22 protein-coding genes and 1 tRNA gene are annotated in these 23,301 nt (G+C 52.2%); 8 read left to right on the forward strand and 15 right to left on the reverse strand.

The features are described 5' to 3' along the window. Window positions 1-1,030 precede the first annotated feature (1,030 nt). From BMX00_RS13165 to BMX00_RS13180, 4 genes are all read left to right on the forward strand, one after another. On the forward strand, window positions 1,031-2,191 hold the full coding sequence (locus BMX00_RS13165) for a tyrosine-type recombinase/integrase (RefSeq protein ID WP_090829483.1): 1,161 nt from the start codon (window positions 1,031-1,033) through the stop codon (window positions 2,189-2,191). A 3-nt stretch (window positions 2,192-2,194) separates the two neighbouring features. Continuing rightward, complete coding sequence (locus BMX00_RS13170) at window positions 2,195-3,109, forward strand: hypothetical protein (RefSeq protein WP_090829484.1); 915 nt, start codon at window positions 2,195-2,197, stop codon at window positions 3,107-3,109. A 103-nt stretch (window positions 3,110-3,212) separates the two neighbouring features. Then, a complete protein-coding gene (locus BMX00_RS15165) occupies window positions 3,213-3,416 on the forward strand; it encodes a helix-turn-helix domain-containing protein (RefSeq protein WP_090829485.1) in 204 nt (67 codons plus the stop codon). A gap of 8 nt (window positions 3,417-3,424) precedes the next feature. Continuing rightward, window positions 3,425-5,209 carry a DUF927 domain-containing protein gene (locus BMX00_RS13180; RefSeq protein WP_177171868.1) on the forward strand — a complete coding sequence of 595 codons (1,785 nt, stop codon included), beginning with the start codon at window positions 3,425-3,427 and terminating at the stop codon, window positions 5,207-5,209. A gap of 58 nt (window positions 5,210-5,267) precedes the next feature. Here BMX00_RS13180 and BMX00_RS13185 read toward each other — a convergent pair whose 3' ends face one another. The 3 genes from BMX00_RS13185 to BMX00_RS13195 form a co-directional block, all read right to left on the reverse strand. Further along, the gene (locus tag BMX00_RS13185; protein ID WP_090829487.1) at window positions 5,268-7,082 is read right to left on the reverse strand and encodes a GmrSD restriction endonuclease domain-containing protein; all 1,815 of its coding nucleotides are present in this window, start codon (window positions 7,080-7,082) and stop codon (window positions 5,268-5,270) included. Window positions 7,083-7,628: 546 nt separating this feature from the next. After that, window positions 7,629-8,237 (reverse strand): helix-turn-helix domain-containing protein, encoded by a 609-nt coding sequence (locus tag BMX00_RS13190; protein ID WP_090829488.1) that lies wholly within the window; start codon window positions 8,235-8,237, stop codon window positions 7,629-7,631. Between the two features lie 125 nt (window positions 8,238-8,362). After that, window positions 8,363-8,438, reverse strand: a tRNA-Arg gene (locus tag BMX00_RS13195). A gap of 30 nt (window positions 8,439-8,468) precedes the next feature. On the opposite strand from BMX00_RS13195, the gene BMX00_RS13200 reads away from it, so the two are divergent. The 3 genes from BMX00_RS13200 (at window position 8,469) to BMX00_RS13210 (ending at window position 10,987) form a co-directional block, all read left to right on the forward strand. Continuing rightward, window positions 8,469-9,728, forward strand: a complete 1,260-nt coding sequence (locus BMX00_RS13200) for an MFS transporter (protein WP_090829489.1) — start codon at window positions 8,469-8,471, stop codon at window positions 9,726-9,728. Between the two features lie 90 nt (window positions 9,729-9,818). Continuing rightward, entirely contained in the window at window positions 9,819-10,358 is a 540-nt protein-coding gene (locus BMX00_RS13205) for a peroxiredoxin (protein WP_090829490.1), read from the forward strand. 233 nt (window positions 10,359-10,591) lie between these two features. Then, window positions 10,592-10,987, forward strand: a complete 396-nt coding sequence (locus tag BMX00_RS13210; protein WP_090829491.1) for a TraR/DksA family transcriptional regulator — start codon at window positions 10,592-10,594, stop codon at window positions 10,985-10,987. 91 nt (window positions 10,988-11,078) lie between these two features. Here BMX00_RS13210 and BMX00_RS13215 read toward each other — a convergent pair whose 3' ends face one another. From BMX00_RS13215 to BMX00_RS13245, 7 genes are all read right to left on the reverse strand, one after another. After that, window positions 11,079-11,717 carry a Smr/MutS family protein gene (locus BMX00_RS13215; protein WP_090829492.1) on the reverse strand — a complete coding sequence of 213 codons (639 nt, stop codon included), beginning with the start codon at window positions 11,715-11,717 and terminating at the stop codon, window positions 11,079-11,081. A gap of 108 nt (window positions 11,718-11,825) precedes the next feature. Further along, entirely contained in the window at window positions 11,826-12,776 is a 951-nt protein-coding gene (gene trxB, locus BMX00_RS13220; RefSeq protein ID WP_090829493.1) for a thioredoxin-disulfide reductase, read from the reverse strand. Between the two features lie 51 nt (window positions 12,777-12,827). Next, window positions 12,828-15,416 (reverse strand): alanine--tRNA ligase, encoded by a 2,589-nt coding sequence (gene alaS / locus BMX00_RS13225; RefSeq protein WP_090829494.1) that lies wholly within the window; start codon window positions 15,414-15,416, stop codon window positions 12,828-12,830. A gap of 152 nt (window positions 15,417-15,568) precedes the next feature. Further along, window positions 15,569-15,925, reverse strand: a complete 357-nt coding sequence (locus BMX00_RS13230) for a hypothetical protein (RefSeq protein WP_090829495.1) — start codon at window positions 15,923-15,925, stop codon at window positions 15,569-15,571. Further along, entirely contained in the window at window positions 15,925-16,362 is a 438-nt protein-coding gene (gene recX / locus BMX00_RS13235) for a recombination regulator RecX (RefSeq protein WP_245728079.1), read from the reverse strand. Before recX ends, BMX00_RS13230 begins: the two co-directional genes overlap by 1 nt. Before the next feature lie 63 nt (window positions 16,363-16,425). Then, window positions 16,426-17,442 carry a recombinase RecA gene (recA, locus tag BMX00_RS13240; protein WP_090829497.1) on the reverse strand — a complete coding sequence of 339 codons (1,017 nt, stop codon included), beginning with the start codon at window positions 17,440-17,442 and terminating at the stop codon, window positions 16,426-16,428. Between the two features lie 183 nt (window positions 17,443-17,625). Next, the gene (locus tag BMX00_RS13245) at window positions 17,626-18,996 is read right to left on the reverse strand and encodes a tetratricopeptide repeat-containing S1 family peptidase (protein ID WP_143053113.1); all 1,371 of its coding nucleotides are present in this window, start codon (window positions 18,994-18,996) and stop codon (window positions 17,626-17,628) included. 154 nt (window positions 18,997-19,150) lie between these two features. Here BMX00_RS13245 and BMX00_RS13250 point away from each other — a divergent pair, with 154 nt between their 5' ends. Further along, complete coding sequence (locus BMX00_RS13250; RefSeq protein WP_177171869.1) at window positions 19,151-19,765, forward strand: YqhA family protein; 615 nt, start codon at window positions 19,151-19,153, stop codon at window positions 19,763-19,765. A 149-nt stretch (window positions 19,766-19,914) separates the two neighbouring features. On the opposite strand, the gene BMX00_RS13255 is transcribed toward BMX00_RS13250, so the two are convergent. From BMX00_RS13255 to ribH, 5 genes are all read right to left on the reverse strand, one after another. Further along, window positions 19,915-20,424 (reverse strand): CinA family protein, encoded by a 510-nt coding sequence (locus tag BMX00_RS13255; protein ID WP_090829499.1) that lies wholly within the window; start codon window positions 20,422-20,424, stop codon window positions 19,915-19,917. 89 nt (window positions 20,425-20,513) lie between these two features. After that, window positions 20,514-21,263: a phosphatidylglycerophosphatase A family protein gene (locus BMX00_RS13260; protein WP_342707165.1), complete on the reverse strand. Its 750-nt coding sequence runs from the start codon at window positions 21,261-21,263 to the stop codon at window positions 20,514-20,516. After that, window positions 21,241-22,215: a thiamine-phosphate kinase gene (gene thiL, locus BMX00_RS13265; protein ID WP_090829500.1), complete on the reverse strand. Its 975-nt coding sequence runs from the start codon at window positions 22,213-22,215 to the stop codon at window positions 21,241-21,243. The genes BMX00_RS13260 and thiL overlap by 23 nt, the downstream gene beginning before the upstream one ends. Window positions 22,216-22,249: 34 nt before the next feature. Beyond that, window positions 22,250-22,759 carry a transcription antitermination factor NusB gene (nusB, locus tag BMX00_RS13270; protein ID WP_090829501.1) on the reverse strand — a complete coding sequence of 170 codons (510 nt, stop codon included), beginning with the start codon at window positions 22,757-22,759 and terminating at the stop codon, window positions 22,250-22,252. Beyond that, window positions 22,756-23,238 (reverse strand): 6,7-dimethyl-8-ribityllumazine synthase, encoded by a 483-nt coding sequence (ribH, locus tag BMX00_RS13275; RefSeq protein ID WP_090829502.1) that lies wholly within the window; start codon window positions 23,236-23,238, stop codon window positions 22,756-22,758. Before ribH ends, nusB begins: the two co-directional genes overlap by 4 nt. Window positions 23,239-23,301: the final 63 nt, after the last annotated feature.

Raw genomic sequence — 23,301 nt, forward strand, 5'->3', positions numbered from 1 at the left:
CGGGATCTCTTCATCGCTTCAAACTCCTTCAATAGGGGAGCCAGATGCGACTTTACTCTAATTTAGAATTGCCCAGGTTTTTGGGGATGACGTCACGTTGGGACTCTCCCAATGTATAGTCACTGATCGCTTTCGCGGAGATGGTGCAGAAAGAGTTGACGAAAAAAGACGAGCGGCCGCCAAAAAACTCGTTTTCTACTGGACAAAGCTATCCGCGCGATAAAGAGCCCACGCAAACCTTAGGGGCGAACTCATGCAGTCCCCCTTACTGATTGCTTAACTAACGCGCGACGCCTGCATTTTTGCTTAGCTGTGCGCTTCACAGGGATTACTGAGAGGTGTTTGCTGTAGGTTATGAATGATAAAGGACGTTAGCATTCTCGGCGCGTAGACTCAGGGCGAATTCACAAACTCCTGAGAAGCAAATAAGGGATAGAGGCATGGTGATGATTTTCGCGTCCCATCTTCAGAAAATCTTTTCTGACCTGGTTCCCTCGGCAATATCCTGCCAGCCGAATTTACGGCTAAACTGAACTTGTAAACCGGGTTACCGCCTTCGGCGCTAATTCTCGGGAACAGTCTTCCAATCTCTGCTATATATATATTTCTATCCGAGACGATTACCCGGGTTATGAGGTAAGAATCCCCACCGTTATCTTATATAGCGTTATTCTTTCGCTGCGACCGTAGCAATATAGTAGCAATAAACAATTTTATCTGTGTCCATATTTCAGGAACTACCTGATTTATTTGGCGCCCTGAACACGAATCGAACGTGTGACCTACCCCTTAGGAGTTAGTTTTCGCACACTTTCCGCAAGTTTCCCCTCTTTACACCTTCCTTTCTCAAGCTATACAAAACAGCAAGTTACTGATACTCTTCGGTTCACGCCGCTTCATCTAGATCGCTCAGGTTGCATTAAAAAGGTTGCACTATGGTTGCACAGGAGAACAACTCCTCATCTTCCGGCGTTTTAACCAGATAGCTTAGAGCTGTGCAACCGTATATAAGACAGGCAAATAAAAGCATATGAACCGTATTCGATTTACCAAAGCTGCTTTAGATGCGCTCTCCGTTGATTCGTCTGCTTCGCGGGTAGTCTACTACGACGACAAGGCGCGTGGACTTTGCATCATGGTTGCGCCACGTACCAAGACGTTCTACGTTCTCAGAAAGCATCAAGGCAAAACTGAGCGCATCCTAATTGGGCGTTATCCTGATACCACAATCGAGCAAGCGCGAAATCGAGCGGGGCAGATCAACAGCGAGCTAGATGCGGGAAGGAATCGGAATGACGTAAAGCGCCAGCGTCGGGCAGAGTTGACCTTGGGAGAATTGCATACGATCTACATGGAGAGGCATGCAAAAACGCGCAACAGAAAGCCCGAGAATGCTGAAAATAACTATAGAAGATACCTTTCGGAATGGGCCAACCGGAAATTGTCGGAGATAAAGCGCAGCGAGGTGCAGGTTCTCATTGCCAAGCTCGCAAAAGACATAAGTCCTGCTACAGCAAATATCACGCTTGCCTTGTTGCGAGCAATGTTCAACCGCGCCATTGATTGGGAGTTATACAAAGGTGCGAACCCTACAGCCAACATTCCCACGTATCCAGAACTATCAAGAGATCGATTTCTATACGGTGACGAACTGGAGCGCTTCCTTGCAGCGCTGCCCAAGGTGGAAAGTGCAACAATGCGGGATTTCTTTACGATGCTACTCGCTACGGGTGCCAGAAAAAGCAATGTTGCGGCAATGCGCTGGGCTGATATTAATTTGAGTGCCGCGGTCTGGCGCGTTCCTGACACAAAAAATGGAGAGCCATATCAGGTGGCACTTACTGGCCCTGCTCTACAGATACTTAAACGCCGCCGTGAGGTAGAAAGGGGGGAATGGGTATTCTCAGCGACGAGTAAAAGCGGACACATTCAAGAACCTAAAAAGGCGTGGAGTTCCTTGTTAAAGGATGCCCAAATCGAAAATCTGCGAATGCATGATTTGCGCCGCACGTTTGGCAGCTTTATGGCAGCGCAAGGCGCAAGCCTGCAAATGATTGGCAAGGCCCTAGGACATAAGAGTCAGGACGCCACACTGATATATGCACGGCTAAACCTCGACCCGGTGCGTCAAGCAGTGGACGCGGCAGCGGCTGCGATGTTTCCGAATGCAACGGAGTTTGTTACAGAGTAGACAATGAGCGATAAATTGAATAAACCCGATCGCCTCAAGACGCATGCTGAGATTCTTAAAGAAACGTCGGAGATATTGAAGCAGCATGAGTTTCCAGCAAACTCCGAACATCCTGTACTGGAAAGATTCACAAAGTTTGGTGAGGTCTACACTCGGTTAAATCAGGAGAATGAGGCGCGAAAAAGCGCGGAGCAACGAGCAAAGGAGCAAGCAGAGAACACGCTGCGATGGGCACGGGAACGTGAAAATAAGGCGCAAGCCAAGACAGAAAAGGAGCGGTTACGACTAAAGGCGCTTTTTTCCCAGTGGTGCAAGCGGGATACCTGGCTGCTTCATGATGAGGCGATACCGCTAGTAAAGGGCTATGAGCCGACCACAGCATCTTTGTTAGTCGGATTCGACAATAAAAGCCTGGGGGAACTCGCTCAAAGCTGTGCCGGGCACTCACTTAAGGTCGTTAATCTCAACGAAAGGCAAAACTTGTGGCGGGTGGAACCGCGCGAATGGGCGCGCTGGCTTACGGAAAAAGGACAAGCTGTACCACAGGAGTTGATCGATATCTTGCTACCCAAACCGAACAACGCTGAACCTGAGAAGAAAACGACTCGTGCAACTCAGACTAGGGAGAGAAAAAAGCGCGACAAAATTGTAGCGCTTAAAAAGTTTCTGGCGGATGCGGGAGAGCGAGCAAGAAATGCGGGGTTAGACTGGGATGAGCAAGCTATACCAGTCACGAAAGATGAGTTCCTAGAAGTGTTTTGTCGTCAATATCCAAAAACTGAGCAGATTGGCGCTGACTCTTTTGATAGATACATTAAAGAGATTGGAATAAAGTTTAAACACGGCGTTAAACATAAGTTAAACAACATGTTATTTCAACTGTTCAAAACTGCTAAAACTCCGAAAAGCTTCTCGTAATTACCCAGTTTAACAACGTATTTGGGTAATTTTTTCCCATTTCAAATTGTTCCATTATGCCGACAGTGCACTTGCACTGTTAAATTTACATGGAGCGATTTAAATGGAAAAGCAAGTTAAGCTGCTTACGGCAGATCAAGTTGCCGACATTCTCGGCGTTACCTCACACACTCTTGCCGTTTGGCGTTCAACAGGTCGTTACTCGCTATCCTACGTAAAGACTGGGCGCTTAGTACGATATCTTGAAGCAGATGTTTTGAGCTTCATAGAACGTCGCACGCAAACACACAATGCTTGTGGAGCATGAGGCCCAATATGACCACGCTGGAAAATATCGCTGGGGCTACTCACCCTGTTCCTGACGCGAAAGAGGAGGTAGGTTCGGACGCACTGAAAATGCCTTGGAATGATGTAGCGTCCTTTATCCCGCAGGGCTTTAGCTTGGCAGTAGATGGTCTGTATCGCGAGACGAAAAACAACGATGAACGGCTATCGGGCGCCGTATGGGTATCTGCGAAAACCCGCGACCCTCAGAGCGAGGAGTGGGGTATCGTCGTTGAGTGGATTGACCCAGATGGTAAACAGCATAAACAAGCTTTTCCCCGTAACCTGTTACACGACAAGAGGGGAATTGCGTTAGTACAAGCGCTAAGTGCTGGCGGGCTGGAAGTCATACCTGGATGTGAAAATGCCGTGGTCAAATATCTCGGTAGTTTTGATATCCCAAATAGACTGCGTTCAGTAGCCCAACTGGGGTGGTTACGGGGTGAAGAACTTGTGTTTGTGTTGCCGCAAAAAGTAATCGGTAAAGACGCGAGTTCAAACATCGTTTATCAACCTGAGCGGTACAGTCCAACGTCTTCAACAATGGGAAGCCGTGGCACTCTAGCGCAATGGCAGATGAACGTGGCTATGCCATGCAAAAACAACGATTATCTTATTTTTGCCTTATGCCACTCCTTTGCAGGTGCGCTCCTCGAATTTTCAAATATGGAAAGCGGGGGATTTCACTTGTACGGCGCGAGCAGTAAGGGAAAGACAACAGCGCTGCAATGTGCAGCTAGTGTATGGGGTAATGGAGCCGATCCAGCGGCCTCCCATGATTCCTACATTCGCAAATGGAATACAACCGGAAATGCACTCGAAGCGACGGCGGCGGCTCATAACGACGGAATACTGATTCTGGACGAGCTAGGGACGTGCTCGGTTCAGGACGTCGGAAAAATCGTCTACGACCTTTTTGGTGGGCAAGGCAAGGCTCGGATGGGTAAAGATGCATCGCTTCTTTCCCGACGCTCATGGCGCTCTGTAGGGCTATCAAGCGGGGAGGTATCAGTTCAACAGCGGATAGAGCGCGAAGGACGGCAGGTGGCACATGCTGGGCAATTAATACGGTTTATAGACATTCCGATAGATGGCGGCATAGTTCGGGACACCCACGGCCAAAGCTCATCGGCATTCGTTAAGCAACTTAAGGAGAATTCTGCGAAGTATTACGGTACTGCCGGGTCTGCTTTTCTGAATAAATTTATCAGGTACTTCGAGCATCATGAAAAGGCAATGCGCGAGGTTTGTGAAAGCATCCAATATTGGGTAACAGCAGTTGCGAATGCGCATGCAGGGTTAACAACGTTACAAGAACGCGCTTTACAACGTTTTTCACTTGTGAAAAGTGCAGGTATTCTTGCGGTCGAGCTCGAAATACTGCCCTTCAATATAAGGGAGATTGACGAGTCGATTTTAGGTGTTTGGCGGGCATGGCTTAACGATGCTAGCAATCTGAGCGACGCAGATCGAGGAGTAAGAAATGTGCGTGAATTTCTTCAAAGACACGGCTCATCTCGTTTTGACTCAGGGAAAAGCTACCAGCCAATTAGGGACTGTGCTGGCTTTTTACATAGAAACTTATTTCTTTTTACTGATGCCGGGTTTAAGGAAGCGTGTGGGGAATTTGATACTCGACAGGTTGCAGCAGAGCTTCTTAATCGCCGATTACTGGTTATAGATGATGCTAATCGTTTTAAAAGTAGATTCTCCGTACCCGGGCAGCCTGGGCGGCAACGCTTGTATGCCGTTAGAGAGAGCATTTTGGAGGGTTGATTGAGGCTTAATCGCAAGATCAAGCCTGTTACTAACAAGTTGGCCTAGGCGACCTATTCTAGGCAAATCGTTTAAATAGATCAGCAAAATTTTCCGGGGGCACCTCAACAACGCTAGTCCCATGGCGAACATAATACTTCCCACCGTATATTGACGGCTGAGAATCAGATTCAAGTTTTAAAATGATCACGGTCTTATCGAAATACTTAACCGATGTGATATTCCGCGAAATATAGTCTTTATCCCTGGGGCTGATTGGCTCACTTTTGATTATTTGGGTTAACTTTCCAAAGTAAATATCAATATCGGAGTGATGCTTTATCGCCTCATCATTGATTCCAGTTATATAAAAATTCGAGAACTTTTTCGGTTTTGACTTATAAAATTTTTCGAATTTTAATGACGCCTCAGGATTGTCTGCAACACCAAGTATGCAGTAGCCTGTTGAATTAGGCAGAGTATTAGCCATTGCGGCTAAGGTTTTGATTATTTTAGAGAATAAAGTTTTATTAAATGTGCGATTTTCTTGGTCAAATGAATGTAAGCCAATCTTGAAGTCATACAACGCCTGCTCGGTAGATGACTGCATTAATATGTTTTCAAACCTAGTAATCCAATGATTGCGGGCGGGATCATTTTGTTTGGTTTTTTGGAAACATCTACCTATAACACCGCATAGCGAATCGATGGCTGTCTGTTTTTCTTTTGCAGACCAATTTCCACCTCCTTGGCTCAGTTTGATTGTTTTATCTCCCGCCTTGTCGAGCGTTTTAACCAGTTTGTCAATGTCAACAATCTCTCTGTCCTGTTCTATAAGCAACTCATACAGAGACAAATAGACAATCTGAAAATATCTTGGAATTCTCGCTTGCCGTTCTTCGAACAAAAGCCCGTTAAAGGTTTTTCCCGAGGCGGTTAGAATTTCGATGAGTTTGTCGAACACATATTGAATATTAGCTATCAATTGTTCTTCGTTTATCTTTTGAATTTGGAGCTCGACTTGGTTAGCTAGTGATAAGTCAGTGCTCGCCTCTTCCTGCTGAGCTAAACCATATAGCTGATCCAAAATATCAGAACTTGATCTTGTGTTTTTTTCCAGAGCTGCCCACGCCACAATATTCGCTACAATCTCCTCGTCTTTGGATTCCCTGAGATTCTCTTTTGTTATTATGTTGTTTTTTACCCAGAAAATGTCAGAGACATTAATTCCGTAATCTAAGTTGCGGTTGGTTATGCTGATGTTTTTCATCGCGCTTAAATTCAGTACATCCGAAGCACTCGAATCGCCTCGAATGTTGCTGGAAAGTTTTCGCACGATAGAGGCAAACTTGCTAACTGCACCTGCTTGACGTAGTTCTTGTTTTGACAGGTGTCTGCCATTCGAATTTAAACGTCTAAATACTTCATCCACATGGTTTTTACCAGTTTCAGGATAAACCGATAACGGAACTTGATAACGAACCAGGTTGGCGCACACGGTACGGTTCATTACATTTTGCTTTTGGATAAGCTTTCCCGTGTCTTTAAGTAACTTTGTATCTGCCATGGTATCTAAATCGAAGTATTCACCATTAACGTCAAACTCTTGTTCGATAAACGATACAATTGCGTTTAGCCTTTGCATACCATCGATAATCTCTAGCAGCCTTTTGGGTGTGCTACTGGATATCTCTGCTAACAATACTAATGGCACGGGATAACCTTTGATAATGGAATCTATAAACGATCTTTTTTCCTCAATTGTCCAAACGAGCTTGCGCTGGTACCTTCGGTTTACTAGGAAGGTATTTGCTAAATAATAGCCATATAAACTCTGAATACTTTCCCCTTTTATAGACATCTCCACTGCTTCTTTTTTTATATTCGAATTCATTTAGCCAGTAGCCGCGTTGTGTAAAAAATAAATTGATCAGTAAGGAAAAATGCTTATCCCTCTTCTCACCAGTGCTGAGCTCGGCGCTCACTCGTAATTCGTGCTAGCTTAATTTCCTACTATTGTTTTCTGTTGTCCACGTCCTCCTCAAATATAAAAAGCGATCGGCTATAAGCCAACATAATAACGGCAAATCCAACATAGTTCTGTATCCAGAAACTCAACTGTATTTCCGATTGCTTAGCGGTTTATTGGACTCCTCAATAAGGCTAGCGTAATGACAGTTATAAAAAATGAACGAGTAGATAAGTAGAACAGTTTTCGTGCTGGATTGCTGCTCTGAGACAGTTGGGACAATTGGGATATATCGACCCACAACAATAAGTTAATGTTCTAACGCTCTAGACGGAGAAGGGGACATACTGGGACAATGTCCCGTAATGTCCCTCTAGATAGAGTTATCGGGCCAACTGTTGCTCGACCGTAACATATTGACCTGTTGAACTTTGTCCCAAGCGTCTCAAGTGTCCCTTCTCGATCGTAAAGTTAATTCCTCCAAGTTTGGGAAGCTTGGGTTACGTACGATATCAGGCGAAATTCCACAAAATCACTTACTCGTTTTTTCTCACCTTCTCGGGGTCGTCCGGCGTTAACCAAGATGCCTCCATGCCCCTGTAGCTCTTCAATAATTGTGTAATTTCTTGCCATGAGACCCAGGACGTCATCCGTTAATTTCCTGGCCTTATCTTCATCCACTCCAAATCCCAAGAATCCCGAATTGCTGAGATCGATATTACACAGCTCGCGTATTTGGCGACGGTTTTCAGCGTATTCATTCAGTAAAGCCTCAACATGATCTTCATCTGCTTCGGGCGGAAGTAAGAACCCGTCACGCAGACGCAGCGTATTACTCTCGTCACTATCATCTTTGAGCGGTGCGGCGGGTACTTGTGCTAGAGATTCAACCCCTGCTTCCCGCTTCATATAGTAATCGCGCAGACGATTAACGGTTGCATCGTCGAACAGTAATTTGCCTGACTCGAATTGGGAAAGATAGGAACGGTTGATGCCAAGATCACTTGCTACTCGGCCTTGCGACAATTGTGCGTTGACCCGCGCCGTTTTTGCTTGCTGTGCTGTGAATTGAATGACCATTTTCTTTACAACTCCTCACCAGTTAAAAAGAGTTGCAAGGTTGCACTATGGTTGCACAGCCGTCAATTCACCAAGTTTCACGCGTTAAAATATTTTTTTAACTTATTATTTATTAATGTTAATTCTGGCGCCCTGAACACGAATCGAACGTGTGACCTACCCCTTAGGAGGGGGTTGCTCTATCCACTGAGCTACCAGGGCGTGGATTGCATTTTACGCTAATATGCGGGTATGGATAAACCCGCCCAAGCAACCGTCGCCAATCCCAAGAAAAGCCCTGCCGCTTCAAAAAAACTGCCGCGTACCGTCATCGTCCTCGGGCTGGTCAGTTTTTTCAATGATTTTGCCTCCGATATTGTCATCCCCCTTATTCCAATACTGCTGGCGACGGTGCTGGCCGCCGGGCCGGTAGCACTTGGATTTATCGAGGGTGTCGCCGATGCCATAGCAAGCCTGCTCAAGCTATGGTCGGGCAGGCATTCGGACGTCATGAGCGGGCGGCGAAAGGGATTGGCGGTGGTGGGCTATACACTCTCCAACATCGCGCGCCCGTTGCTGGGACTGGCCGGCTCGTGGCCCATGATCCTGGTGCTGCGCAGCATCGACCGCATGGGTAAGGGGCTGCGCAGCGCGCCGCGTGATGCGCTGGTCGCGGATGCGACGCCGCCGCATATGCACGGCTATGCCTTTGGCTATCATCGGGCGATGGACAATGGCGGAGCTGTGGCGGGCAGTCTCGCGGCGGCGGCTGTGCTGGCATGGTCCGGCTTGAGTCTTACCGAGGTGATTCTGTGGTCGGCGGTTCCCGGCTTTGTCGCGGTGCTGCTGCTGGGCGTGGGTGTAAAGGAAGACAAGCCCATCATTGTTCACGCTGCCGTTCAAGCTCCTGCTCGTACGGCGCTACCACCCTTGCGCTGGTCAGTATTATCCATGCCCATGCGGCGTTATCTTCTGGTGCTGATGCTGTTCACATTCGCCCGCGCCTCGGAAACCTTTATTCTGCTGCTTGGGCACCAGTTGGGCATTGGTGTGGTCGAATTGTTGCTGCTGTGGTCGGCGCTGAATTTCTGCAAATCCGCTACCTCCACCTGGGGCGGGCAACTGGCGGATAGCCTGGGCCGCGGAGCATTGATGCTGATTGGATGGACTACGTTTTCGCTCTCATTCCTCCTTCTGGGCACGGTAGACGACGGGGTACAACTGTGGACGGTGAGCATTTTTTACGGCCTCTGCGCGGGCATGAGCGAAGGCGCGGAGCGGGCCATCATCAGCGATTATGCCAATCCTCGCGAGCGCGGCACGGCTTTCGGCTGGTATTATCTGATGGTGGGCATTGCGGCAATTCCGGCGGGACTGCTGTTCGGATCCATCTGGCAATTTCAGAGCGCGCAGATGGCATTCCTTTTTGCGGGTGGATTGGCGGCTATTGCGGCACTATTGTTGCGAATGTGGGCGTGGCCGGAACGCAGGCATAGCCGATTGGAAAGTTGAACGCGGTTGATTGATCGGGATTTACTGAAGTGCGCACACGCAATTGATGGGTGGCGCTGCGCTCCACCCATCCTACAACTGGAGGTGAGTATGAGCAGATTGCTAACAGTACTGACGACGTTTGCAGCAATATCGCTGTTTCCCTTTAGCCATACGGCAAATGCCGAGGCGCCCGAACCGATCAAGGTGGGCCAGCCCGCGCCTGATTTCAAGCTTCCCGACCAGAACGGCAATACGCGTACGCTCGCGGATTTCCGAGGCAAATGGCTGGCGCTGTATTTCTATGTCAAGGACGATACGCCGGGCTGTACCGAGCAGGCGTGCAAATTCCGCGATGATATCCACGAGCTTTCTGACCTGGGCGTGCAAGTCGTCGGCGTGAGCGTGGACGATACCGCGAGCCATGCCAATTTCGCCAAGAAATATAGTCTTCCGTTTCCGCTTCTGGCGGATAGCAAGGGCGAAACAGCGGCGCGTTACGGCTCGCTTCGGGAGGGCGGGACGCTCGCCAAGCGCAATACGTTCCTGATCGACCCGAAAGGCAAAATTGCCAAAATCTACTTGTCGGCCAACACCTCGCGAAACTCTGCCGAGGTCATCGCAGATTTGAAGAAGCTAAAGGGCTCATAGGGAGGGGCTCATAGGGAGGAATGCCTGATAGCAGCTTTATCGGATCATGGGGAGAGCCAAGGGATTTTACCTAAAGAAAGGGGCGCTACTTTGTTGCCGCCGGCGCTATTTCATGCTACAACTTTTTATATAGATCCACCATTTCATCCGTTAATGATCAGATGCCTGCCCGCTTATAACCGACACTGACATAGCCGGCAGAATGACGCTTCAATATTGCGGAATATCCCATCATGGCACAGCTGACCGACGAGCAATTGGCACAAATAAAAGCGAAGCTTCAGCGACGTTACCTGGAATTGCTTGAAGAGGTCCGGGGCGAGCTGGAGCGCTCGGGCGACCAGCATTATGCTGATCTGGTGGGAGGCGTGGCGGACCCCGGCGATGATTCGGTGGCTGACATGCTCGTGGATGTGAACGCCACGCTGGTGGACCGACAGATTAGTGAAATGCGCGAGATTGAAGCAGCGTTAAAGCGTCTCGCGGATCTCGATTTTGGTGATTGCATCGAGTGTGGCGGTGAAATCGGCTTTGAGCGGTTGATGGCCTACCCCACCGCGCGGAGATGCATACGCTGCCAGGCTTTGCACGAGAAGACTTACATGCATGAGAATAACCCCACGCTTTAATCCTGGGTTGGCTCACGCAGTCTCCAAATAACCCAATCACCTTAAAATTTTTAAGACGTCCAATTCTCTGTCAGCGGGGAAATACCGCGCATCAGCCTGATGGCATACCATGCCCACGCGCAGGGGACCTGAGCAGGACCAGCACGGCACCGCTGCCGCCATCTTCGGGCCTGGCCTGACAAAAGGCCAGCACATCGTTTCGCTCCGCGAGCCAGCTGCCGATCCTGGCTTTCAGCACCGGTTCGTGGTTTCTGGAGCTGAGCCCCTTGCCGTGTATCACTCGCACGCAGCGAAATCCTCTTCTATGGCTGTCATCGAGAAATGCAATCAGCTCCAGCCGCGCCTGGTCGCGGTTGAACCCATGCAAGTCCAGTTGCGCCTGAATCCCCCAATGGCCGCGCCGCAGCCGGCGTAAAGTCGGATGCGATAATCCGGGCCGCAAAAAAGACCACTCGTCGCCGGGTTCCACCTCGAGGGAGAAAGGGGCAGAACTTGAAACATCCGGGGGAGATGGTTCGGCCTGGGGTATCTTGCGCGGTACGGGTTGGGGTTGGCGTGCAGATGGATAACTGATCTTGTCCGATGCAGGCAGCGGGGCGACGTCCCGAACCGCATTGCGGAAGAGCGCGGCTTCGTCCTCTTCGATGGTGGCCGCCGAAGGCCCAACTGCCCTATTCCTTCCAGGCGAGGTTGAAGACTCAGTTGCCGACTTCTTTTCCCACCGTTTCATATATGAAATGAGGATATAAGCGCTGCGGTTACCCAGTCGTTACCGGCCGCTGAACAAGCCGCCCCGATAAGCATTCTCCAGACCTCATTCAGAGGATCTCAGAGAATTTCATGTGAGGACATCGAGGTATTTCTCGGCATCCAATGCTGCCATGCAACCGGTTCCCGCACTGGTTACCGCTTGCCGGTAAATATGGTCCTGTACATCCCCGGCCGCAAATACGCCCGGAATACTGGTCGCTGTGGCGTTGCCATGATTTCCGCTGCGCGTAATGATATAGCCATTTTCCATTCTCAGTTGCCCCTTGAAAATGTCGGTGTTGGGTTTGTGGCCGATAGCAATGAAAACGCCTTGCACGGTAATGATCTTATGGGACTGGTCATGAAGGTTTCTGACGCGCATGCCGGTAACGCCGGAGTTGTCTCCCAGCACTTCGTCAAGCACGTGGTTCAGTTCCAGGGTAATGTTGCCATTGGCCACTTTCTCCATCAGCTTGTCGATCATGATTTTTTCGGAGCGGAATTTGTCGCGCCGGTGTACAACGGTGACCTTCCGCGCAATATTGGAAAGGTAAAGCGCCTCTTCCACCGCCGTATTGCCGCCCCCCACCACCGCCACATCCTGACCCTTGTAAAAAAAACCATCGCAGGTGGCGCAGCCGGATACGCCCCGGCCCATATATATCTCCTCCGTGGGCAATCCCAGGTACCGGGCCGAAGCCCCGGTCGCAATAATCAGGGCGTCGCAAGTGTATGTGCCTTGGTCGCCGATCAGCGTAAATGGTTTTTCGGTAAGCCTGGCAGTGTGAATGTGGTCGAAAATGACTTCGGTATTGAAGCGCTCCGCATGTTTCTGGAAACGCTCCATCAACTCCGGCCCTTGTACGCCCATGGCATCCGCGGGCCAGTTATCCACGTCGGTGGTGGTCATGAGCTGGCCACCCTGAGCCAGGCCGGTGATGATGACGGGCTTGAGGTTGGCGCGAGCGGCGTAAACCGCGGCGGTATATCCGGCCGGGCCGGAACCGAGGATGAGTAGACGGGAGTGTTTACTTGTCATTGCTTTATATAGGAGGTTTAGCTTTTTAAAAAGTTCTTCGGTGTGGAAAACCTATAGCCGTTGCTCAACCCAGCCCGCCACGCTATCCAACGCTGAAGGGAGATTGTCGGGCTGGGTTCCGCCTGCCTGGGCCATATCGGGCCGTCCACCGCCCTTTCCACCGACCTGCCGGGCCACGAAATTGACCAGATCACCCGCTTTAACTTTCGACGTGAGATCGGCGGTAACGCCGGCAATCAGCTTGACTGTTCCATCCTCAACGGCGCCCAGCACCACGATGCCGGATTTGAATTTATTCTTGAAATTGTCCAGTGTTTCACGCAGGGTCCTCGAATCGGCATCTTCAATGCTTACCGCAAGGACTTTCGCACCCTTGACCTCGCGAACCTGGCTGGCAAGATCATCACCCCGAGAGCTGGCCAGCTTCGATTTCATCCGGGCCAGCTCTTTCTCCAGTAACTTTACATTGTCGAGAATTTGCATGACGCGCGCGGCGGTATCCTGCGGTTGCGCCTTGATCGCATCGGCCACTTGCTGCAATTGCAATTCCTTTTCCTGGACGTAGGCCAGCGCGCGCTCGCCCGTCACTGCCTCCACGCGCCGGATACCCGCAGCCACCCCAGACTCGGCCACGATCTTGAAGAGCCCGATATCGCCTGTGCGCTTTACGTGCGTACCCCCGCACAACTCCCGCGAAGAGCCAATATCCAGAACGCGCACCTCGCTGCCATATTTCTCTCCGAATAGCATCATGGCGCCTGTCTTTTTCGCGTCATCTATGGTCATCATGCGCGCCGTGGTCGCCTCATTGATGAGAATTTCGGCATTGACCAATGTTTCGACCTCCCGGATTTCCGCATCCGTGACAGGCTGGTTATGCGCGAAGTCGAAACGCGTCTTGTCGGGATCGACCAGCGAGCCTTTTTGCTGTACATGGCCGCCCAATACCTGGCGCAGCGCCTTGTGCATCAGGTGCGTGACGGAATGGTTGCGTTCGGTTCGCGCCCTCGCTACCCGGTCGACCTCCGCCAGCACCGTATCGCCGGGAACCAGTCGTCCGCTACGAAGCAATCCCTTGTGGCCAAATACGTTCGCCTGAATTTTCAGGGTGTCGGATACGCTGAAGGTGCCGTTGGCGGCGAGCAGTTCGCCGCGATCCCCCACCTGCCCGCCCGATTCGGCGTAAAACGGGGTCTGGTCGAGCACGACCACCGCCTCGTCGCCCGCCTCGATGAAATCGACGCGGCTGCCTTCCTTGTAGATGGCGAGAACCTGCCCTTCATGCCGCAGGCTTTCATAGCCGTGGAATTCCGTCGACGGACCGCTGTATGCAATGCCGTCCTCCATCGTGAATTTGCTTGTCGCCCTGGCCCGCTCACGCTGGCGCTCCATGGCCCGCTCGAAACCGGCATGATCTATCGTAACGCCGCGCTCGCGCGCAATATCGGCGGTAAGATCCAGCGGAAAACCGAAGGTATCGTACAGGCGGAACAGGGTTTCGCCATCCAGCGTACGCCCTTCCTGGCGCAGCGCTGCTTCCAGCACCTCCATGCCATTTTCCAGCGTCTCGGCGAACCGTTCTTCCTCCTGCTTCAAAACCGCCGCCACGCGCGCCTGGGCTTCAACCAGCTCCGGGTAGGCTTGCCCCATCACCTTCGCCAGCTCCTCCACGAGCAGATAAAAGAATGGCTCGTTCTGCCCCAGCTTGTAACCGTGGCGAATGGCGCGGCGGATGATACGGCGCAGGACGTAGCCGCGCCCTTCATTGCCGGGTATCACGCCGTCTGCGATGAGAAAAGAACAGGCGCGTATGTGATCGGCAATTACTCTGAGCGAGCTGCTGGACAGATCGGTTGTGTTCGTGACTTGCGCCGCCGCCTTGATCAGGGCCTGGAACAGGTCGATTTCATAATTACTGTGGACCTGTTGCATGACTGCGGAAATGCGCTCCAGCCCCATGCCGGTATCCACCGACGGCCGAGGCAGCGGATGCAGCGTTCCGGCACTGTCACGGTTGTACTGCATGAACACCAGGTTCCAGATTTCGACGTAGCGGTCGCCATCCGCTTCAGGCGTGCCCGGTGGCCCTCCCGGAATTTCCGGCCCATGATCATAAAAAATTTCCGAACAGGGACCGCAAGGTCCGGTGTCGCCCATCTGCCAGAAGTTGTCCAGGGTGGCGATCCGGGTAAAGCGGGAGGAGTCTATGCCCACTTCGCTGAGCCAGATGTCGGCAGCCTCGTCATCCTCTGCGTATACGGTAATCCATAACTTTTCCGGCGGTATGTTCAGCGTGACGGTAAGGAATTCCCATGCGAATTTGATGGCGTGGCGCTTGAAATAATCGCCAAAGCTGAAATTGCCCAGCATCTCGAAAAAAGTGTGATGCCGCGCCGTATAGCCGACGTTTTCCAGATCGTTGTGCTTGCCACCCGCGCGCACGCAACGTTGCGAACTTGCCGCCCGCGCATAGGGACGCTTGTCGTGGCCGAGAAACACATCCTTGAATTGCACCATGCCTGCATTGGTAAACAGCAGAGTTGGGTCGTTCCCGGGAACGAGCGAACTCGATGGCACGACGGTATGGCCATGCGACTCGAAGAATTCGAGAAATTTCTGTCTGATTTCGCTGCTTTTCATATCGGGTTTTCAACCGCGGAGATTGGCGGACGCACTGCACGGAACTGCATGGGACCGGATGGCACTGCATGGGATTCGCCCATTCATCCAGGTTTTCTTCAGTTCCACATGATCTCTATTGATCTCGATTGTTTCGATTTTCCTCTGTCCTGCTAACGGCGCGATATCTCTGTTACTGTCGTTCCCAGCGATTCACCATTGATGATCGCGAGATTGGCAACCTTCACCTTGACGGTCAGTTTTTCGTTGGCCTTCGGTAGATCGCCTTCAGTCAATACCATGATTTCGCCGGTATCATCTTTCAATACATAAGACTTCATGTTGACCAGCGGAATTCGCGTCGCATCTTTTGCAATACCATGGAGCGTGACTTCCTTTCCGTCGAAATTCGCAGGGGATGTGGTAACGTCACGGATAGGCGTCGCGTTGATGCCGCCGCAGCCGCCCAGCGCAATCCCGGCTGCGAGCACGATCCAGGCGAATAGCTTTTGTATTGTTCTTTCTTGCATTATTCTTCCTCGTCAGTATGGCGCAACACCCTGCTTATCGTTTCGGGAGCAAACCCGCGGCCCCTCATGAACCGCATCTGCCTGCCAAATTCTCTTGCATTCGCCGGCATGGCGCCGAACTTTTTCCGCCATACCTCATAAGCACTGGACTGTTCAGCTTCCTTCATGTTGGGCAACTGCTCGGCGATTAAATTCTCTGCGATGCCCTTTTCGCGCAACTCACGCACAATCCGTTGACTGCCGAACCTGCTCCTGCGCATGTGTAGCACCTGCTCAACCACTCGAGCGGGTGACAAAGCCCCACACTGTTCAAGAACATCGAGGACGTTCTCAAGCTCTTCGGAAGTTTGAGCATGCGGCGCGAGCTTTCTTTCCAGTTCCAGCCGGGAGTGCTCTCGACGCGCGAGATGAGCCAAAGCGCGGGTTTTCAGGCTCATACCCTGCGGCATGGCAGTTCGTGCGATGTGATGGCCAACTGCTTCCGCAGTTAACCGCGGCTACTATGCATCCACGGCTTCCGCCGGGTTGGAGACGCCCACGGCTGTGCGAATTTTGGCCTCTATTTCCATCGCAACGTCGTGGTGTTCTTTCAGAAACTCGCGTGCGTTGTCCTTGCCCTGGCCGATTTTTTCTCCTTTATAGGCATACCAGGCGCCGGATTTTTCAATCAGCTTGTGTTGCACGCCCAACTCGACGATTTCCCCTTCGCGGGAAATACCCTCGCCGTAGAGAATATCGAATTCGGCCTGCTTGAACGGAGGCGCCACCTTGTTCTTGACCACTTTGACACGGGTTTCACTGCCGATCACCTCTTCACCCTTCTTGATGGAGCCGGTGCGGCGTATATCGAGACGCACCGATGCATAGAATTTCAATGCGTTGCCGCCGGTCGTGGTTTCGGGGCTGCCAAACATGACACCGATTTTCATGCGTATCTGATTGATGAAAATCACCATGGTGTTGCTGCGTTTGATGTTGGCGGTGAGTTTGCGCAAAGCCTGAGACATCAATCTTGCTTGAAGGCCCATTTGAGGCTCGCCCATTTCACCCTCGATTTCGGCACGGGGCGTCAAGGCCGCGACGGAGTCCACCACCACCACGTCAACCGAACCGGACCGTACCAGCATGTCGGCAATCTCCAGCGCCTGCTCGCCATTATCGGGCTGGGATATCAGTAATTCCTGGACATTGACGCCGATCTTTTGCGCGTATTGCGGGTCGAGCGCGTGTTCCGCATCAATAAATGCCGCCGTGCCGCCCATCCCTTGCATTTGTGCGATGACCTGGAGGGTCAACGTTGTTTTTCCCGAGGATTCCGGCCCGTAGATTTCCACAACCCGGCCACGAGGCAGACCACCCACCCCCAGCGCGATATCCAGCCCCAATGAGCCGGTTGAAATCACCTCGACGTCTTTGGCAACATCGCTGGCGCCCAGGCGCATGATCGAACCTTTGCCAAACTGCTTCTCGATCTGGGAAAGTGCTGCCGCCAACGCTTTGCTTCGGTTTTCGTCCATGTATGTTCCTTTCAAGAATGATGAAATTATCGCACATGTGACCCCGGGGCGGAAAGGCGAAGCAGGGTACAACTACTGGCAGCGACTTGTTTTTTTCTCCCCTCATGTCAAACGGGCAAGCTGGAGGAATAAATGGGAATGGGCACAATGTCCGAATTTACGGCGACGGCAACCGCAACCATATCAAGGCAAGATATAGATGTTGAAATACTGTTCCGCTTTTGCCCGGTCCAGTTCGCGCAGGACCCGATAAACTTCCCTCACCTTGTCGCGGTCGCCCTCGATCGCGTAGTCCACGCCCAGGTGATACCAGGCATCGGTATTTTCCGGCTGTATGCGCAGAGCTTCCCGGTAAGCCTCGACTGCATCGCCATATAGCTTCATATCGTCGTAGGTAATGCCCAGTTTATACCAGGCGTCAGGATTCTCCGGCTGTATGCGCAACACCTCCCGATAGGCATGAATGGCGTGAGCGTATTGTTTAACGTCATAGTAAGTGTTGGCCAGTTCATACCAGGCCTCGGCATTTTCCGGCTCCAGGCGCAGCGCATCCCGATAAGCATGAATCGCGTGATCATATTCCTTGAGATAGGCGTAAGCTCCTCCCAGCTTATGCCAGGCTTCGCCATAGTCGCCCTGGTTGCGTATCGCTTCTCGATAGGCGTGAACCGCCCGGTTGTATTGCTTGAAGTGAGCCAGAGCAATACCCGAGCTAAACCAGGCAGCCGCGTTTGCAGGATCACGTTTGATTTCCTGCTGAGAAGCTTTAAACAGCCCCGGCCAGTCGCCTTTCTTCTCCAGCGCCAAGGTATGGTTGAGCCAGTTTAACCCGTTTTTTTTCGTTACGCCCTGAGATCTCTGAGTAGCCGGTGTCCTGTTTGCCAATTCGACTACCCAATCCGCAGGCAGTGCAAAAGTGAAATTCTCCCCTTCGATAAACTGGACCGAAAGAATTCCGATCAATCGCCCCTGCTCATCGAATAGTCCACCTCCACTGGAGCTCGGCGCAATAGCAGGCGAAATCTGTATATATTGCGAGCCTCCATACGGCCTAAGGTTGGAAACCACTGCTTCACTCAGAAGCGACTCCCAGCCCTCCCGTCCTTTACCACTTTTTCGCGTGCCAATAGCATAGACCCGCTGCCCGATTCTGATTTTTTTTGCTGTACCCAGGACGATAGGCGGCGATTGCAAATGTTGCAGCGCCTTCATCTGACAAAGATCACGGGCGGGTTCAGCATGTTGCAGCACAGCTTTGAAAATTCCACTCGGTCTATGGACATGACCGCTTTTTGCATCTTTCACTACCTGGCATGTGGTGATTACCCGCGCGGTGTCAATCAGGACGCCGCTGCCGTGGCCAATGAGTCCGCCATCGGTATCAACCAGGCTCAACCCGACTACAGAGGGGCGCACGCGTAAAAAAAACTGGTCACGAGTCTCAGGTGTATCAGCCGCTGCAATGGGTGAAAGCAACGCGGATACAAAACCTCCGATCATCACGGAGTATAAATGTGAGAGATCGTAATTCTTTTTTGCGGAATTCAGACTCACAACCGTGTGTATTCATCAATTGTAAAAAAACATAAACATATCGTAACGCGTCGAAGGCATGGTGCGGGTCAATTGCTAACGTACGCGCAACAAAAAGATCAGCCGTGTAAAATGTCGGCTCTTTATTCACCGCAAGGCATAAAATTCCCTATTTATGGAAACCAACGACAACCGTCCTGGCTCTGAACCCGAGGTCTACCCCAGGAAGATCCAGCCGCTGGCCTATTTCATCTTTACCACGCGGTGGCTGCAATTGCCGTTATATCTTGGGCTGATTCTCGCCCAATGCGTGTATGTGTATCATTTCTGGGTTGAATTGCTCGATCTGATCGGTGCCGTGATGGGCAATCAGGCAGCGCTACAGCATATACTGGAAGCCGTCGCTATTGAAGGCGCGGCCAGGCCCACCAAGATCAATGAGACAACGATCATGCTGGTCGTGCTGGGTTTGATTGATGTGGTGATGATCTCCAACCTGCTCATCATGGTGATCATCGGTGGTTATGAAACCTTCGTTTCACGCATGAATCTTGAGGGACATCCCGATCAACCGGAGTGGCTATCGCATGTCAATGCGTCTGTGCTGAAGGTCAAGCTCGCCACCGCCATAATCGGCATTTCATCCATTCACTTGCTCAAAACCTTCATCAATGCTCACGCGTACGATGAAAAGACCATAATGGCCCAAACCGGGATTCATTTTGTCTTTCTGATTTCCGCAATTGCAATCGGCCTCAGCGATCGCATTATGGCCAAGGATTCGCATTAATCAGCATGAAGAAATAGGCGCGGAACAAGTGCTTTCATGAGTAGTTCCGGCTGAGCATCACTGCGTGGTGAAGGGGTCTCCTGCCTGCTGCGCCCGCCTCCTGGTATTTTTGGTATTTTGGTATTTTTTTGTATTTCAGGTTTTTTCTGTCAGGCCACTTCAGGCGGGATACTGTTTAACAGGTCGATCACTCCCTGCAGCGCGCCGGCGACCGATTGGCGCCGTATCTCCTCGCGACCCCCGGAAAAATAGCGGGTTTCAGTACGCGCAAGACCATCCTTCATCATCCAGGCAAAACTAACCATTCCGACGGGCTTTTTCGCGGTGCCGCCATCAGGGCCGGCGATGCCCGTAATGGAAACCGCAACCTGCGCATGGCTCCGCCCGATCGCACCGGCCGTCATTTCGGACGCGACCTCCTCGGATACGGCACCGTACTCTTCAAGTGTCGCCTCGCTCACGCCCAGCATTTCGTGCTTGGAAATAACCGAATAGGTGATAAAGCCGCGGTCGTACCAGGCGGAGCTCCCGGCTATCGCTGTGATGGTTTGGCCCAGCCAGCCGCCGGTGCAGGATTCGGCGGTTGCAAGCATCAACCCCTGCTCGGAAAGCAACAATCCGGCCTGCCTGGCGAGATCCTCAAGCATTAGATCATCCATGCGCTTCTCCTCCATTGCCTGTGGTTTACGTTTCCTATGGTTTACAATTCTTGAGCGATCGAGAATCCTTCCCTCGGAGATAGATACCGCTATGTGCCAAATGCTTTCCATGCGGCCAGGCAAAGCAATGCATAGAACGCAGCAAGTATATCGTCGAACATCACGCCGAAGCCGCCACGCAGTTTGGTGTCGTAATAGCGGATGGGCGGGGGTTTGATTATATCGAACACTCGGAATAGCAGAAACGCGAAGGCCTGCCATATCAAAACGTTGGGCGTGAAAACCAGCACCAGAAAAAAGGCGGTGATCTCATCCCAGACCATGCCTCCGTGGTCGTGACTGCCGAGCGCCTTGCCCGTGACAGCGCAAGCCCAAATACCAATGATAAACATGGCGCCAATCAGCATTAGAAAACCGGGGGCGTCAAGAAAGTAATTGAATATCCAGAATAAAGGAAGTGCGGCGAGCGTTCCGGCAGTACCTGGCGCAATTTTACTCAATCCCACACCGCCACCAAAGGCAATAAAATGCGCAAGGTGGCGCCGCACGAAGGCCTTGTCAGGCCGTGGCTGAGCAGATGCGCCGGGCGGCAACGAAGGCGATAACGGGGATGGCATGGGCTCAGGATCGGCTTTTGATCCGTGGCTCGGTTCTGACCCGACCGTATGGGTCGACCGGTTGTTGGCTTCGGTACCTGGCATCACGTCGCTATCCGGCACGGCTTCGGGCTTCGGCACGACTCCGCCAAGTGGCGCCGTTTCGCCACGAGGCGGGTCTTCCCCGTGGAGCGCAGCCTCCCCGCCGGGAGTGACTTTCTTACTCGGCACGGAAGTGGTCATAACCCCTCGCTTCAAGTTGCATCGGATTGCCGTCCGCATCCAGCACGACAAGTCCTTCCTTCTCGCCGATGATTCCAACGCGGGTCAATGGAATGTTCTGTTCGCGCGAGAGTATTCCAATTCTTTGGCGGGTCGATTGAGGCGCGGTAAAGCAGAGCTCATAATCGTCGCCGCCGGCGAGCAAGCAATTTATCGCCAACGGATGGGAAAGGTATCGTTTCATTGACGCCGAGCAGTTTATCTCATCCATTCTGATAATCGCGCCCACTCTGGAGCATTTCAGTATGTGATCGAGGTCTGCGAGAAGTCCATCGGATATGTCGATCGCACTATGGGCGATGCCGATTAATCGTCGCCCCAGGGCGACCCGCGGCGCGGGCGTATCCAGCGCGGGCAGGCACGCTTCGATATCCTCAGGCTGAAGGTTGATTCGCCCCAGCACGTGAGCGAGGGCCAGGGCGGCGTCCCCCAAATGGCCGGATATCCAGATGTCGTCACCTGGCCTTGCGCCGCTACGGCGCAGGGCTTTGCCTGCCTCCACCTCGCCAATGATGGTCACACAGATATTCAAAGGCCCCTGTGTGGTATCGCCACCGATAAGCTCGACCTCGTAGGTCTGCGCCAGCGAAAAAAATCCTTGGGCAAATATCTCCAGCCATTTTTCATCCGTGCGAACCAGGGGTTCGGGCAGCGCCAGCGAAAGTGTGGCCCAGCGCGGCCTTGCTCCCATCGCCGCCATATCCGAGAGATTCACTGCAAGGGATTTATAACCCAGCTTGCGCGGCTCCGCATCGGGGAAAAAATGCCGGCCGCACACCAGCATATCAGTGGAAACCGCCAACTCCATCCCCGGCGCCGACTGGATCAGCGCCGCGTCATCCCCTATGCCTAATATCGCGCTGGGGGCCGGACGGGTGAAATAGCGTCGAATTATGTCGAATTCGGAGAGCAACTTTGGACACAGGGCAATTTATGGAACCGGAAGATCAAGCTCTTGCATTGATCTCGACAGTTCGTAATTTTGCCGCCAATTTGTCCAGGACGCCATTCACATATTTATGCCCATGGGTGCCTCCATAGGTCTTGGCCAGCTCGACCGCCTCGTTGATCACCGCCCGGTAAGGCATTTCAGGGTGATTCTTGAGCTCATGGGTGCCCATCAGGAGGATAGAGATCTCCACCGGACTGAGTTCCTTGAAAGGCCGATCGAGATAAGGCTGGATCAGCTTTTCCAGCTCCGGCACATCCATCAATACGCCGCGGAGCAATCCTGCAAAGTACGCCTCATCTGTTTTTGCGAATTCCCTGGTCTCATGGAGCTGCGCTTCGATAGCTTCAGCGGTGCCTCCTGCAACGCACCATTGGTAAAGCCCCTGAAGAGCCAGTTCCCGCGAGAGCCGGCGCCGGGTTTTACGGCCCGGCCTGGCTGCGGGATCCACTGTGGATTTTGGTCCCCCATGAACTGCCCGTTTACCCGGTGGTCTGGTGGACGTCATTCGGTCGCTTCGTAGAGATCCCGGAGCAGGTTAGCCATCTCTATCGCAGCCTGTGCAGCCTCGGTGCCTTTCTGGCTCATGCGCGCCAAGGACTGATCCTCGGACTCGGTGGTGAGTATCCCGTTGGCAATAGGAATGCCTGTGTCGAGCTGCACTGCGGCGATGCCGCTTGCCGACTGGTTGGCCACGATTTCGAAATGATAGGTCTCGCCGCGTATGACGGCGCCCAAGGCTATCAGCGCGTCAAACTGATCGGACAAGGCCATTTTTTGCAGTGCCAGCGGAATTTCCAGCGCACCGGGAACGGTCACCAATAGCAGGTTCGACTCCTGCACGCCGTGTTTTGTCAGTTCCGCGGTACAGGCGCTGAGCAACCCGTCGCTCACGTCCATGTTAAACCGGCTCATGACGATGCCGATGTGCAGCTCTGCACCGTCGAGATCAGGTTCAAATTCGAGAATGTTGTCATACCGTGCCATATTCGCTCCTGTAGCAAAAGCCCACCATGCGGATGGGGATGTTTTTAGTGTTTCTGAATTAAA

Source organism: Nitrosovibrio tenuis (assembly GCF_900109785.1).
Classification (GTDB): Bacteria; Pseudomonadota; Gammaproteobacteria; order Burkholderiales; family Nitrosomonadaceae; genus Nitrosospira; species Nitrosospira tenuis_A.

Coding starts and splice junctions, on each gene's coding strand:
- BMX00_RS13165 (WP_090829483.1), top strand. CDS start 1,031: ATGAACCGTATTCGATTTACCAAAGCTGCTTTAGATGCGCTCTCCGTT.
- BMX00_RS13170 (WP_090829484.1), top strand. CDS start 2,195: ATGAGCGATAAATTGAATAAACCCGATCGCCTCAAGACGCATGCTGAG.
- BMX00_RS15165 (WP_090829485.1), top strand. CDS start 3,213: ATGGAAAAGCAAGTTAAGCTGCTTACGGCAGATCAAGTTGCCGACATT.
- BMX00_RS13180 (WP_177171868.1), top strand. CDS start 3,425: ATGACCACGCTGGAAAATATCGCTGGGGCTACTCACCCTGTTCCTGAC.
- BMX00_RS13185 (WP_090829487.1), bottom strand. CDS start 7,082: ATGAATTCGAATATAAAAAAAGAAGCAGTGGAGATGTCTATAAAAGGG.
- BMX00_RS13190 (WP_090829488.1), bottom strand. CDS start 8,237: ATGGTCATTCAATTCACAGCACAGCAAGCAAAAACGGCGCGGGTCAAC.
- BMX00_RS13200 (WP_090829489.1), top strand. CDS start 8,469: ATGGATAAACCCGCCCAAGCAACCGTCGCCAATCCCAAGAAAAGCCCT.
- BMX00_RS13205 (WP_090829490.1), top strand. CDS start 9,819: ATGAGCAGATTGCTAACAGTACTGACGACGTTTGCAGCAATATCGCTG.
- BMX00_RS13210 (WP_090829491.1), top strand. CDS start 10,592: ATGGCACAGCTGACCGACGAGCAATTGGCACAAATAAAAGCGAAGCTT.
- BMX00_RS13215 (WP_090829492.1), bottom strand. CDS start 11,717: ATGAAACGGTGGGAAAAGAAGTCGGCAACTGAGTCTTCAACCTCGCCT.
- trxB (WP_090829493.1), bottom strand. CDS start 12,776: ATGACAAGTAAACACTCCCGTCTACTCATCCTCGGTTCCGGCCCGGCC.
- alaS (WP_090829494.1), bottom strand. CDS start 15,416: ATGAAAAGCAGCGAAATCAGACAGAAATTTCTCGAATTCTTCGAGTCG.
- BMX00_RS13230 (WP_090829495.1), bottom strand. CDS start 15,925: ATGCAAGAAAGAACAATACAAAAGCTATTCGCCTGGATCGTGCTCGCA.
- recX (WP_245728079.1), bottom strand. CDS start 16,362: ATGAGCCTGAAAACCCGCGCTTTGGCTCATCTCGCGCGTCGAGAGCAC.
- recA (WP_090829497.1), bottom strand. CDS start 17,442: ATGGACGAAAACCGAAGCAAAGCGTTGGCGGCAGCACTTTCCCAGATC.
- BMX00_RS13250 (WP_177171869.1), top strand. CDS start 19,151: ATGGAAACCAACGACAACCGTCCTGGCTCTGAACCCGAGGTCTACCCC.
- BMX00_RS13255 (WP_090829499.1), bottom strand. CDS start 20,424: ATGGATGATCTAATGCTTGAGGATCTCGCCAGGCAGGCCGGATTGTTG.
- BMX00_RS13260 (WP_342707165.1), bottom strand. CDS start 21,263: ATGACCACTTCCGTGCCGAGTAAGAAAGTCACTCCCGGCGGGGAGGCT.
- nusB (WP_090829501.1), bottom strand. CDS start 22,759: ATGACGTCCACCAGACCACCGGGTAAACGGGCAGTTCATGGGGGACCA.
- ribH (WP_090829502.1), bottom strand. CDS start 23,238: ATGGCACGGTATGACAACATTCTCGAATTTGAACCTGATCTCGACGGT.